The following is a 12,968-nucleotide window of genomic DNA, read 5'->3' as shown; positions in this document are numbered from 1 at the left end:
TCCTCGCACCTGTCGCCGACGCTGCGTGCAGGACGGTCCGTCCCCGGCGCCGGTCCAGCGGGTCAGCAGAAGCAGCGGTCGCGGTTCCAGGTGTCGCGGATCATCTCGAGCGCCTCGTCACCGAGCGGCTGCACGCCAGGCCCCGCGGCGAGGGCGTGCCCGATGAGGACGTGCAGGCACTTCACGCGCGTCGGCATGCCACCCGCCGAGATGCCGTCGATCTCGTCGACGTGGCCGAGCGCCTCGCGCTGCGCGAGGTAGTGCTCGTGCGCGCGGCGGTAGGCCGCGGCGAGCTCCTCGTCCTGGACGAGCCGCTCGGACATCTCCTTCATCACGCCGTTCGCCTCGAGCGTGCTGGCAGCCGCGACGAGCACCGGGTGCGTGAGGTAGTACGTCGTCGGGAACGGCGTGCCGTCGTCGAGCCGAGGTGCGGTCCTCACGACGAGCGGGCGGCCGCAGCGGCAGCGCGCCGCGATCCCGACGACGCCGCGCGCAGGCCGACCGAGCTGCTCGGCCACGACCGCGAGGTCGCCCTCGGTCGCTGTCTCGTCGTGCCCGAGGAGGGCGGTCGGGTCGTCGGCGGCAGGGCTCGCCGCAGGCTGGTCGTTCACGGGACTCCGTCGGTCGGGAGAAGGATGGGGCATCCCATTGTCGCGCACGCGCGGCTCAGGGTGCGCCGGGCTGGTCCTCGGGGTCGACGACGACGTCTCCGGCGACCTCGAACGAGTTCCAGATCGTCGAGTACCAGGGGGTGTCGGCAAACCCGACGTCGACGGGCCCGTCGTTCTCGGGCTTGCCGGTCCCCGGGTTGACCGCGGCCTCCACCGTCTCGGGGTCCAGGACGCGGTACGCCGTCTCTCCCGGGTAGACGAAGGCGAGGCGCTCGCGCGCCTGCGACGCGACGTACGCGTCGTCCGCCCAGCGGCGGCGCTGATACTCGAGCTCGGAGTTCCGGTCGGTCGCGGCCGCGACCTGGTCGCGCAACGCCTGAAGGTGGGCCGCCTGGGAGAAGTACGCGCGCACGGTCGGGAAGAGCATGACGAACGCGAGCATGACGACGATCGCGAGCGCCGCGGACCGCATCGTCAGGACGCGCGGCCACGACGACCGCGGGCGCTCCGAGGCTGCTGAGGGCGTCCGTGCGGACCGGGCCTCGCGTCCTGCGGGCCGCGATGACGCAGGACGGCCCCCGTCGTTCCGCTGGGCGCGCGGCTTCGCGCCGCCAGCCCGCACCGGGCTGACGGGCGTCACGGGGCGCCGAGCAGACATGTCTCCATCCTCGCCCGTCGACGGCGTGAAACGGGTCAGCGACTCTCGACGCCCCCGCTGCAGAGGTGCTTCCTTCACCGAGCCCTCACGGGGGCGGCCCGCCCGGGGTGCGCGGGCGCGCCGCCGTGCGTCGCGTCGACGCGCGGACCCGCGGACCCGCGGACCCGCGAGCAGCGCACTGGCCGACGTCGGCCCGGAACGCCGGAGGCCGGCTCCCTCGCGGGAACCGGCCTCCGGTCGAGCTGTCGCTCTAGGCGAGCGTCACGCCTTCCAGCGCGGGAACGCCGAGGCGCCCGCGTAGGTGGCAGCAGCGCCGAGGTTGTCCTCGATGCGCAGCAGCTGGTTGTACTTGTTGATGCGCTCGCCACGGGCGGGGGCACCGGTCTTGATCTGGCCCGCGTTGACCGCGACGGACAGGTCCGCGATCGTCACGTCCTCGGTCTCGCCCGAGCGGTGCGACACCATCGCGGTGAAGCCGGCACGCTGCGCGAGCTGGACGGCCTCGAGGGTCTCCGTGAGCGAGCCGATCTGGTTGAGCTTGACCAGGAGCGAGTTGGCCGACTTGAGCTCGATGCCCTTGGCGAGACGCTCCGGGTTGGTGACGAACAGGTCGTCGCCGACGATCTGGACCTTGTCGCCCACAGCCTCGACGAGGGCGGACCAGTCGGACCACTCGTCCTCGGACAGCGGGTCCTCGATGGAGACGAGCGGGTAGTCCGCGACGAGCTGCGCGTAGTACTCGATCATCTCGGCGCCGGTCTTCGTGCCACCCTCGAAGTGGTACACGCCGTCCTTGAAGAACTCGGTCGACGCGACGTCGAGCGCGAGGGCGACGTCGACGCCCGGCTTGTAGCCGGCCTTCTCGATCGCGACGAGGATCAGGTCGAGCGCGGCGCGGTTCGACGGCAGGTTCGGCGCGAAGCCACCCTCGTCGCCGAGGCCGGTGGCCAGGCCCTCGCTCTTGAGGACGGACTTGAGGGAGTGGTAGACCTCTGCGCCCATGCGCAGGGCCTCCTTGAAGCTCGAGGCGCCGATCGGGGCGACCATGAACTCCTGGATGTCGACGTTCGAGTCAGCGTGCGAGCCACCGTTGAGGATGTTCATCATCGGGACGGGCAGGACGTGGGCGTTCGGGCCGCCGACGTACTGGAAGAGCTCGAGGCCGGCCGACTCGGCAGCGGCCTTCGCGACGGCGAGCGAGACGCCGAGGATCGCGTTGGCGCCGAGCTTGCCCTTGTTGGGGGTGCCGTCGAGCTCGAGCAGGCGAGCGTCGATCGCGCGCTGGTCGCCCGCGTCGAAGCCGATGAGCTCGTCCTCGATGATGTCGTTGACGGCGTCGACGGCGTCCTGGACGCCCTTGCCGAGGTAGCGGCCCTTGTCGCCGTCACGGCGCTCGACTGCTTCGAAGGCGCCGGTGGAGGCACCGGACGGGACGCCAGCACGCGCGAACGTGCCGTCCTCGAGGACGACCTCGACCTCGACGGTCGGGTTGCCACGGGAGTCGAGGATCTCGCGGGCGTGCACGGCTTCGATGATGGCCACAGAAACTCCTTGAGAAGACTTGGTGGTTGTCGTCTCAATCCTAGGACCTCCCCGGCGTTCCCGTAGACCGTCTTTCGTCCTATGACCGGCCGCTCCGGCGCAGGGCCGCGGGCCCGGGGCGGTCGTCGCCCCGGGCCCGCAGCCGTCGTCCTGCGCCGCTCAGCTCACGGGCAGGGACTCGTCGCGGAGACCTGTCCGCTGTCGACGCGGGCGACCGCGCCGGTCAGCATGTAGTCGCGCGAGCCGTTGTTGTCCCACGTCCCGCCGCCGTCGTTGAAGGCTGCGACGACGGGCTGCCCGCCGGACGCGACGGTGTGGCGGACCCAGCCCGAGCACGCGGGCGCCATCGTGACGCCAGGTGCGACCGTCCACGATCCGGACCCGACCTTGTAGTGGATCTTCGTCGTGGCCCAGCGCGCCGGGTAGTAGACGGTCGTCGACGACGCGGAGGCCTGGCACGGGTCGCCCGCACGCACCGCGCCGTTCTCGACGATCACCGACGCCCCGCTCAGGGTGTAGTCGCGCGAGCCGTTGTTGTCCCACGTCCCGGACCCGTTGTTGAACGCGGCCGTGGCGGTCGTGGCCGAGCCGAGGTCAAGGTCGAGCTTGACGTAGCCCGTGCACGCGGGTGTCATGGCCCGGCCCGGGGCTGTCGTCCACGCGCCCGACCCGACCCGGTAGTGGATGTTCGTCGTGCTCCACGACGTGCGGTAGAACACGGTCGTCCGGTTCGTGCCCGGCTCCCCCGGATCGACGGGCGTCGACGAGCCGACGGCGAGGGCGAGGGCCCCGTACTGCGGGACCGTCGCACTGAACCGGCCCGACGAGTCGACCGTGTACCGGGTGCCCGTCGCGGAGACGAGGTCCGTATACTCCCCGGCCGGGAGCGACGTCTGGTAGGTGCGCGTCACGGCGCTGGCGCTGTTGTTGATGGTGACGTAGCCCTTGGCGCCGCGGCCGAACGCGATGTGGTTGGAGCCGTCGTCCCACCAGTTCGTGACCGCGGTGCCGGTCACGGCGTTGCGGAACTTGACCATGCCCTTGATCTCGGGCTTGCGCTGCATGCACGTCCACACCGCGGTGTTCGAGCAGCTCGCGTCCGGGACGCGCGTCGCGGTCGAACCGGGGACGCCCGCGTCGCGGTCCGTGAACTTGTAGCCGGAGTAGACGGTCGGCCACCCGTAGGGGTAGGCGAGCATGAACACGTTGCCGAGGAGGTACTTCTGCCCCCACTGGTAGTTCATGGTGCCGTGGCCGTCACGCTCGGTGTCGTGGTTGTCGACGAAGACGCCCGCGCGGTCAGAGGGCAGCAGCCCGTTGGTGATCCCGCGGATCCCGGCGATCGAGCCGTCCATGTAGCCCTTGAGGTTCCGCGCGTACTGGAACTCGTGCGAGTCGCCCGAGCCGAGGTACTCCGACGGCTGGATCGGCTCGCCGGCCGAGCCGATCACCTCATGGACCCAAAAGACGTTCGGGTTCGTGAGCCTCGACTTGATCGCCTCGAGGTCGGCGGCGGGGATGTGCTTGGAGGCGTCCATCCGGAAGCCGGCGACGCCGAGGCTCAGGAGATCGTTGAGATAGCCGGCGATGCGGTCCCGCACGGCGTTCGAGCCGGTGCGCAGGTCCTGGAGGGAGACGAGCCGGCAGTTCTGGACCTGGTAGCGGTCGCCATAGTTGGAGATGTTCGAGCGGCAGTCGTTGAAGCTGCTCCCGTCGTAGAGCCCGGGGAAGTAGTCGACGCCGAAGGCGCTGCCGCCGGTTCCCGTGCCCGAGCCGGCGTCGGCGCCCGTCATGTGGTTGATGACCGCGTCGGCGATGATGCCGACCCCGGCCGCCCGGCACGTGTCGACCATGTTCTTGAACTCGGCGCGCGTCCCGAGCTTGCTCTCGAGGCGGTAGCTGACCGGCTGGTACGACGTCCACCAGCTCGTGCCCTGGATGTGTTCCTGGGGCGGCGAGACCTGGACGTACGCGAAGCCGGCTGGACCGATCGTCGACGTGCACTCGGCGGCCACCGAGCTCCACGTCCACTGGAACAGGTTGAGGGCGGTGCTGCCGCGTCCAGGGACCTCGGGGGCGGCGAGCGCGACGGGTGCGGCGGGGACCGTCGCAGGTGCGGGAGCGGCGACGGCGCTGCTCGCGACACCGGCTCCGGCGAGCAGGGCGGCGCTCGCGGCGATCGCGAGCACCTTGGACCGCACGGACGACGGCGTTGTCGTGGTGGTGCTACTTCTGCTGAGCATCAAGCTGCCTCTCACGGGGAAAAGGGCGCGCTCTCGGGGGCGAATCGTTCGTCCTTGAGCGACCCGTGCGATGCCGCTCCTCCCAGGCGACAGCCTGCGTGGGCAGGCCCGTCCACCGTGGCATGCCCGCAACGCCTCTGCAACAGTTCCGACCGTTTGCAGACCAGAAGCGTTCCACTAGCCTGGGTGACACAACCCCATCGAGGGCGATGGCGAGATCGTGCGGCTCGAACGTCGGCAACGTTGCAGCAACGCGCCGTGCTCGCGCATGCCCTCCCACCGACGTCCCACATCCTCCCGGTGGGCGAGAGCCCGGCCGCGCCCCCTCACGAGGGAGCGCGGCCGGGCTCTTGTCGAGCCGATCGGGGGGCGGCTCAGTAGGCTCCCTCGTGCGCGAACACAGCTCTCGCCGTGCGCAGGAGGATGAGCAGGTCACCAGCGATGGTCCAGTTCTCGACGTAGTAGAGGTCCTTGCGCAAGCCCTCGTCCCACGACAGGTCGGACCGGCCGCTGACCTGCCAGAGCCCGGTCAGGCCAGGCTTGACGAGCATCCGCCTCGGCGCGTACCCGTCGTAGAGCGCCACCTCGGACGGCAGCGGCGGACGCGGCCCCACGAGGCTCATCTCGCCCCGCAGCACGTTGAAGAGCTGCGGGAGCTCGTCGAGCGAGTAACGCCGCAGCACGCGACCGAACGGGGTCACACGAGGGTCGTCCTTGAGCTTGAACAGCACGCCGTTGCCCTCGTTCTCCCCCTCGAGGACGGCACGCTCCGCATCGGCACCCACACGCATCGAACGGAACTTGATCATCCGGAACGTCTTGCCGTCCCGACCGACGCGCTCCTGCCGGTAGAGCGCCGGGCCCGCGCTCGTCAGGCGGATCACGAGCGCGATCACGAGCATCGGCACCGAGAGCAGGAGCACGATGGCGAGCGACACGACCCAGTCGAGGACAGCCTTGACGACGTAGCGCACACCCGTGAACTGCGGCGCGTCGACGTGCACGAGCGACAGTCCCTCGGCCGGGCTCAGCACCATGCGCGGCCCGGCGACGTCGACGAGACCCGGCGCCACGATCAGGTCGGTGCCGGTCGACTCCAGCCGGTAGCCGATGTCCCGCACGACGCTCGAGTTGATGTGGTCGGCGCCGACGACCGCGACGGCGTCCGCCCGGACCCGGGTGACGGTGTGCGGCACGTCGAGGACGTCCCCGAGGACCGGGACGTCACCCAGCCACTCCCCCTCGAGCGGGTCCCCGTCGGGCACGCACGCCCCGACGACGACGTACCCGGCGAGCGGGCGCGCGGCGATCTCGCGCGCGAGCTCCGCCACACCCGACCGCGAGCCGGTCAGGACGATGCGGGACAGCGCCCGGCCGCGTCGCCGCAGCCGCTTGAGGTAGACGCGCGCCCCGTACCTGCCGACGAGCAGGAGGGCCGTGCCGAGCGGGATCGCGACCGCGACGTACTCGCGCGGCAGGTCCACCTCGGCGACGTAGGCCGCGAGCGCGACCGCTGCGAACACGTGCCACGTCGCGCGCCACACGCGACCGTACTCCTCGACCCCGATCCCGACGATCCGCCGGTCTCGCGACCGTTCGGCCGCGAGGCTGGCGAGCCAGAGCGTCACGAGGACGAGGCCGACGACGTAGGCCCGGGGCCGGGCCTGGTCCGCAGACGGGAGCGACAGCAGGAGCGCGGTCGCCGTGGCGAGGAGGATCGCAGCGAGGTCGGTCACCAGCACGAGCGACGAGTAGCGCGTCGGCCAGCTGATCGACGGGAACACCCGGCGGACCGGGGCGCTGCTCGTGGCCGTGCGCGTCGGCTGCTCGGACGTGGCGACCGGCTCCGGTCGAGCCGGCCCCGGTGCGGGCACCGGGGCTGGCGCGGGCGCGGGCTGCGCCACCGTCCCTGTCCTGCCCCTGAATGTCGCCTCTGCGGTCACAGCTCCCCCACTGCTCAGATCTGTCTCTCCTCGGTGGCGGCGGAGTCTTCCGCCGCGTCGGGCGGGCTCGGTGCCCCGTCCGTCTCCTTGTCGCCCCCGCGACGTGAGGAGAATCTCTCCGGACGACCCCAGGACCTTCAGCCCTGGCTCGTTCCTGCTTTGAAAACTACCGAGGTGACCAGCGGCGAGACAGGTCTCGGAGAGGCGACGCGAGGGTGATCGTCGGCGCGCGGCGGGCGATGCTCAGGGTGGCCCGAGGTGACCTTCGCCAGATCGTGTATCTCCAGGCTGCAGGCCCGCATGCGCGGTACCTGGCTCAGCTCTCGAGAGCGAGCGTCTCCAGGTCCTCGCTCGGCGGCTCCAGGAGCGTCAGCGCACGACGCAGCTTCGTGCTCGACGTGTGCACCGTGTACGGGAAGTAGACGACCTGGACGCCCACCGCGGCGAAACGCCGCTCGAGCTCGTCGCCCTTCGGCGTGCCACGCCAGTCGTCGCCCTTGAAGAAGACGTCGAACGAGCACCGGCGCCACGTCTCGAGCTTGTCCGGCTGCGTCTCGATGAAGACCTCGTCGACGTAACCGATGTGGCTGACGATCTCCGCACGCTCGTGCACCGGCACGACCGGCCTGCGCCCCTTGGCGCGCTCGAGCATGTCGTCATCGACGACGCCGGCGATCAGGTAGTCGCAGTGCGCTGCAGCCTGCCGCAGGACGTTGAGATGCCCGACGTGGAACAGGTCCCACGCCCCCGGGGCGTAGCCGACCACACCCGCGCCCCTCGCAGGGCGCGCACCGCGCCCTCCTGCCGTCCCTGTCACCATGCTCCCCCGTCGTGTCGCGCCGCTGCGATCGCGGCACCTCAACGCTAGGAGCGGGGACGGAGCAGCAGACACCCCTGGCGGGGTGGCCCCCCGGGTGATTCGCTCAGCGAGACGAGCCCGCCGCGCCCGACGTCCCCACCCCCGCCGCGGCAGAGACAGACCCGCCGATCACGGCGTCGATCAGCTCCGTCGCCCACGCGAGCACCTCAGCACCGCGCAACGGACGGCCTCCGATGCGCGCCGTCGTCGGGAACGGCACGAGGACCGCCCGGATCGCCGGCTTGAGCACCGTCCCCGGGTACAGGCGCTTGAGGCGCAGCTGCGCCGACTCCGGCAGGTCCACCGGCGCGAACCGCACGAACTTGCCCTGCGCCGTGACGTCGCTCAACCCCGCCGCGCGCGCATGGTTGCGGAACGCCGCGACGTCGAACAGCGCCGAGACGACCTCCGGGAGAGCGCCGTACCGGTCGACGAGCTCCGCACGCACCTCGTCGAGCGCCGCCGAGGTCTGCGCGGCCGCGATCTTCTGGTACGCCTCGAGACGCAGGCGCTCGTGCGCGATGTAGTCGTGCGGGACGTGCGCATCGACCGGGAGCTCGATCGTGACCTCGGGAGCCTCCTCCTCCGCGTCCCCGCGGTAGGCGGCGACCGCCTCACCGACCATGCGCACGTACAGGTCGAACCCGACGCCCTGGATGTGCCCGGACTGCTCGCCGCCGAGCAGGTTGCCCGCGCCACGGATCTCGAGGTCCTTCATCGCGATCTGCATGCCCGCGCCGAGGTCCGTGTGAGCAGCCATCGTCGCGAGCCGGTCGTGCGCCGTCTCCGTGAGCGGCTTCTCCGGCGGGTACAGGAAGTACGCGTACGCGCGGTCGCGGCCACGGCCCACGCGGCCGCGCAGCTGGTGGAGCTGCGACAGGCCGAGGACGTCGGCGCGCTCGAGGATGAGCGTGTTCGCGTTCGAGATGTCGAGGCCCGTCTCGATGATCGTCGTCGACACGAGCACGTCGAACTTCCGGTCCCAGAAGTCCATGATGACCTGCTCGAGCTGCGCCTCGTTCATCTTCCCGTGCGCCGTCGCGATGCGTGCCTCCGGGACGAGCTCCTGGAGACGCGCCGCTGTCTTGGAGATCGTGTCGACCTTGTTGTGGACGTAGAAGACCTGACCCTCGCGCAGCAGCTCGCGGCGGATCGCCGCGGTGATCTGCTTGTCGTCGTACGCGCCGACGTACGTCAGCACCGGGTGCCGCTCCTCGGGCGGGGTCTGGAGCGTCGACATCTCACGGATGCCCGTGACCGCCATCTCGAGCGTGCGCGGGATCGGCGTCGCCGACATCGCGAGCACGTCCACGTTCGTGCGCAGCTGCTTGAGGGTCTCCTTGTGCTCGACGCCGAAGCGCTGCTCCTCGTCGACGATCACGAGGCCGAGGTCCTTGAAGTGCACCGAGCCGGACAGGAGACGGTGCGTGCCGATCACGACGTCGACCGACCCGTCCTTGAGCCCGTCGAGCACGGTCTTCGCCTCTGCGTCCGTCTGGAAGCGTGAGAGCGCGCGCACCGTGACGGGGAACGCCGAGTACCGCTCGCTGAACGTGTCGAAGTGCTGCTGCACGAGCAGCGTCGTCGGCACGAGCACAGCGACCTGCTTGCCGTCCTGGACCGCCTTGAACGCGGCGCGCACCGCGATCTCCGTCTTGCCGTAGCCCACGTCGCCGCACACGAGGCGGTCCATCGGCACGGCCTTCTCCATGTCCGCCTTGACCTCGTCGATCGTCGCGAGCTGGTCCGGCGTCTCGACGTACGCGAACGCGTCCTCCAGCTCGCGCTGCCACGGCGTGTCCGGGCCGAACGCGTGCCCCTGCGTCGCCATGCGCGCCGAGTACAGGCGCACGAGCTCGCCCGCGATCTCCTTGACGTGCTTGCGCGCCTTCGCCTTGGTCCGTGACCAGTCGGAGCCGCCCATCTTGTTGAGCGTCGGTGCCTCCCCGCCCGTGTACTTCGTCACCAGGTCGAGCTGGTCCGTCGGCACGAACAGCCGGTCGCCCGGGTGCCCGCGCTTCGACGACGCGTACTCGACGACGAGGTACTCGCGGGTCGCGGCGTTCGCGCCCGAACCGAGGGTGCGCTGCACGAGCTCGACGAACCGCCCGACACCGTGCTGCTCGTGCACCACGTAGTCGCCTGCGCGCAGCGACAGGGGGTCGACGACGTTGCGACGCCGCGACGGCATGCGTCGCATGTCCTTCGTCGTCGCGCCCGCACGACCCGTGATGTCCTGCTCCGAGAACACCGCGAGGCGCAGCTCCTCGTCGACGAAGCCCGCGCCGACGGACGCGGTCACGACGTGGACGACGCCGCCCTCGGGCGCCGTCGGGACGTCCGCGACCAGACGAGCCGCCGTCTCCGCAGCGCCGAGCTGCTCAGCCATGCGCTTCGCCGGCCCCGCACCCTCGGTCGCGAGCACGAGCCGCCAGCCCGCGTGCTGCAGCCCGCGTACGTCGTCGAGCGCGCGCTCGACGTCACCGTGGTACGCGACGACGTCGCGCGCACGCATGCGCAGCGTCTCGCCGTCCGTGTCGAGGTCCGCCTCCTCGGGGCCCTGCCCGAACGGGCTGAGCGTCCACCAGCCGAGCGCGCGGCGCGCGCTGATCCCCCGGAGGTCCGCGAGCGACATGAACGACGCCGCCGACAGGTCGATCGGCACGGACCCGCCCGCGGCCGCCGACGTCCACGCCGCGGCGAGGAACTCCTCGGTCGTCGACACGAGGTCGTGCGCGCGGCGCCGCACACGCTCAGGGTCCGAGAGAACGACGAGCGACTCGTCCGCCACGAGATCGAGGACGGGGACCATGCGGTCGACGAGCGCCGGGCTGAGCGACTCCATGCCCTCGACCGCGATGCCCTGCGACATGCGGTCGAGCATCTCGGTCGCACCGGGAAGCTGCGGGATGAGCGCGGCCGCGCGCTCACGCACCTCGGGGGTCAGCAGCAGCTCGCGGCACGGCGGCGCCCACAGGCCGTGCTCCGCGATCTCCAGGCTGCGCTGGTCGGCGACCGCGAACCAGCGGATCTCCTCGACCTCCTCACCCCAGAACTCGATGCGCAGCGGGTGGTCCTCGGTCGGCGGGAACACGTCGAGGATGCCGCCGCGCACGGCGAACTCCCCGCGCCGCTCGACCATGTCGACACGCGTGTACGCCGCCGCGACGAGCTGCTCGGCGACGTCGGTCAGGTCGGCCTGCTGGCCCGCGGCGAGCTGGACGGGTTCGAGGTCGCCCAGGCCCTCGACGACCGGCTGCATGAGCGCACGGACAGGCACGACGAGCACCCGGACGGGACCCGCGGGGCCACGCTCGACCGTCGGGTGCGCGAGCCGGCGCAGGACAGCCAGACGGCGCGCGACCGTGTCGCTGCGCGGCGAGAGCCGCTCGTGCGGGAGCGTCTCCCACGCAGGCAGCACCGCGACGTCGTCGTGCGGGAGGTAGCAGGCGAGCGCTGCGACCAGGTCGTCAGCCTCGCGGCCCGTGGCCGTGACGACGACGAGCGGCCGTGCGCCGGGCGCGGGTGCGTCGTCCTGGCCGTGCGCACCGGAGAGGAGCGCGAGGAGCGGGGGGCGCGCCCCCGACGGCGTGACGATGTCGAGCTCTCCGCGCGCGTGCACGTGCTCGAGAGCCGCCGCGACCGCGGGATCCTGTCGCAGCAGGGAAAGGACACCGGTGAGCGACATGGGTTTCCTCGAGCATGGGGAGCGGGCGGGCGACGTCCAAGTCTACGTGCGCGGCGCGACCCTGCTCCCTGAGACCGCGGCCCTGCGCGGCTTCGCAGGCACGCGGCGGACGCGCGCCGCCAGGAGCGGCAGCGCGAGCCCGAGCGCGAGCGTGAAGATCGACATCGAGCTGTAGACGGGCGCGAAGAACATGTCCCACAGGCAGCGCAGCGTCAGCGCGACGACGAGACCGCTCGCGACCCCGCCCGCGAGGCCGGTGACAAGACCTCGCACGAGCAGCACCGTCATGACGATGGCGAGCACCGCCCCCGCGAGTCCCATCCACGCCCACAGGTCGCCGAGCACGGAGTGCAGCTCGATGCCCCGACCGAACATGTAGCGGTGGACGTACCCGTTGTCCGGGTCGTACCCGAGCTGCGCCATGCCCCCCTTGGCCGCCCGCAGGTCGAGCCCGTTCGGGACGACGCCGAACCCGAAACCCCAGGGCCGCGCCTCCACGAGCGCGAACGACGCGCCCATCTCGGGGCGCGAGCCCACGAGGAGGGACCCGGACTGCTCGATCTGCAGCGCCGAACGCTCCGCGGCCGCAGCTCCGAGCGCTCCCTCGAGCGCGAGCGCCTTGCCGAGCTGGTAGACGCCGGCGCCGAGAACCGCCAGCATCACGACCAGGCTGCGCGCGGACACGCGGCGCCGTGAGCGCCGCCGCAACGCCTGCCACAGGACGAGGGTCGCGGCCATGAGCAGCAGGCCGAACATCGACCGGCTGTCCTGGACCGCGCAGACGCCTGCGAGCACGACGAGCGCTCCCAGCTCGACGACCCACCTCCGGGTGAGCCAGGCGACCGCGAGCACGACGACCGTCACGGGCAGGCTGTACGCGAACTTCCACGCGTTCGTCCCGGTCGGTCCCAGCGCAGCGTCGACGAGCATCCCGACGCCGAAGAACAGCGCGACCCACGCGTCGCGCCACACGGTCCGTGCCCACAGGACCGCTGCCACGCCCACGACGATGCCGACGACGTGCAGCGCCGCGTCCCGGGTCACGCTGCGGATGACCGCGTGGTCGACCTGCGCGAGCGACGCGAGCGCGAGCCCGTTGGCGAGGGCGAGCGCGCCGACCGTCAGGAGCAGGCCGGCGCCGCGGAAGCGCAGGGCCGCCGGCACGACGACGGGGAGGAGCGCGAGCGCGAGCACGGTACCTGCGGTGAGCCCGCCGAGGACCGGGTACCAGGACCCGACGACGAGGACGAGCAGCGCGGACGTGCCCTGCGTGAGCCGCAGCCCGTGGCGCACGGCCACCTCGTCGACGTCGCTGTGCACCGGCACGCCACGACGCGCCAGGGAGGACGCCGGGGTCACCCCCGTCACCTGCCCTGCCGTCATCTCGCCTCCCCCGGCGTGCACGCGCGCGCTCACCGGCGCGC

8 protein-coding genes are annotated in these 12,968 nt (G+C 71.6%); all 8 read right to left on the bottom strand.

Annotation, left to right across the window (positions count from 1 at the left end; genetic code table 11):
* Nucleotides 1-62: 62 nt before the first annotated feature.
* Nucleotides 63-644, bottom strand: a complete 582-nt coding sequence (locus HF995_RS10315; protein ID WP_168447727.1) for a DUF501 domain-containing protein — start codon at nt 642-644, stop codon at nt 63-65.
* A 22-nt stretch (nt 645-666) separates the two neighbouring features.
* Nucleotides 667-1,269 (bottom strand): FtsB family cell division protein, encoded by a 603-nt coding sequence (locus HF995_RS10310; protein ID WP_168447726.1) that lies wholly within the window; start codon nt 1,267-1,269, stop codon nt 667-669.
* A gap of 261 nt (nt 1,270-1,530) precedes the next feature.
* The gene (gene eno, locus HF995_RS10305) at nt 1,531-2,811 is read right to left on the bottom strand and encodes a phosphopyruvate hydratase (RefSeq protein ID WP_168447725.1); all 1,281 of its coding nucleotides are present in this window, start codon (nt 2,809-2,811) and stop codon (nt 1,531-1,533) included.
* A gap of 164 nt (nt 2,812-2,975) precedes the next feature.
* The gene (locus HF995_RS10300) at nt 2,976-5,054 is read right to left on the bottom strand and encodes a carbohydrate binding domain-containing protein (protein ID WP_168447724.1); all 2,079 of its coding nucleotides are present in this window, start codon (nt 5,052-5,054) and stop codon (nt 2,976-2,978) included.
* A 374-nt stretch (nt 5,055-5,428) separates the two neighbouring features.
* Nucleotides 5,429-6,958, bottom strand: a complete 1,530-nt coding sequence (locus HF995_RS10295; RefSeq protein ID WP_168447723.1) for a sugar transferase — start codon at nt 6,956-6,958, stop codon at nt 5,429-5,431.
* A 355-nt stretch (nt 6,959-7,313) separates the two neighbouring features.
* A complete protein-coding gene (locus HF995_RS10290; protein ID WP_168447722.1) occupies nt 7,314-7,817 on the bottom strand; it encodes an FAD synthase family protein in 504 nt (167 codons plus the stop codon).
* Nucleotides 7,818-7,920: 103 nt separating this feature from the next.
* Entirely contained in the window at nt 7,921-11,544 is a 3,624-nt protein-coding gene (gene mfd, locus HF995_RS10285; protein ID WP_168447721.1) for a transcription-repair coupling factor, read from the bottom strand.
* Nucleotides 11,545-11,586: 42 nt separating this feature from the next.
* Nucleotides 11,587-12,927, bottom strand: coding sequence for a hypothetical protein (locus HF995_RS10280; RefSeq protein WP_168447720.1), 1,341 nt, complete (start codon nt 12,925-12,927; stop codon nt 11,587-11,589).
* Between the last annotated feature and the right edge of the window lie 41 nt (nt 12,928-12,968).

This window comes from Sanguibacter hominis ATCC BAA-789 (assembly GCF_012396185.1).
Classification (GTDB): Bacteria; Actinomycetota; Actinomycetes; order Actinomycetales; family Cellulomonadaceae; genus Flavimobilis; species Flavimobilis hominis.
The sequence above is the reverse complement of the archived record's forward strand: the minus strand, read 5'-3'. Positions and strand labels throughout refer to the sequence as shown.

Coding starts and splice junctions, on each gene's coding strand:
- mfd (WP_168447721.1), bottom strand. CDS start 11,544: ATGTCGCTCACCGGTGTCCTTTCCCTGCTGCGACAGGATCCCGCGGTC.
- HF995_RS10310 (WP_168447726.1), bottom strand. CDS start 1,269: ATGTCTGCTCGGCGCCCCGTGACGCCCGTCAGCCCGGTGCGGGCTGGC.
- HF995_RS10280 (WP_168447720.1), bottom strand. CDS start 12,927: ATGACGGCAGGGCAGGTGACGGGGGTGACCCCGGCGTCCTCCCTGGCG.
- HF995_RS10300 (WP_168447724.1), bottom strand. CDS start 5,054: ATGCTCAGCAGAAGTAGCACCACCACGACAACGCCGTCGTCCGTGCGG.
- HF995_RS10290 (WP_168447722.1), bottom strand. CDS start 7,817: ATGGTGACAGGGACGGCAGGAGGGCGCGGTGCGCGCCCTGCGAGGGGC.
- HF995_RS10315 (WP_168447727.1), bottom strand. CDS start 644: ATGCCCCATCCTTCTCCCGACCGACGGAGTCCCGTGAACGACCAGCCT.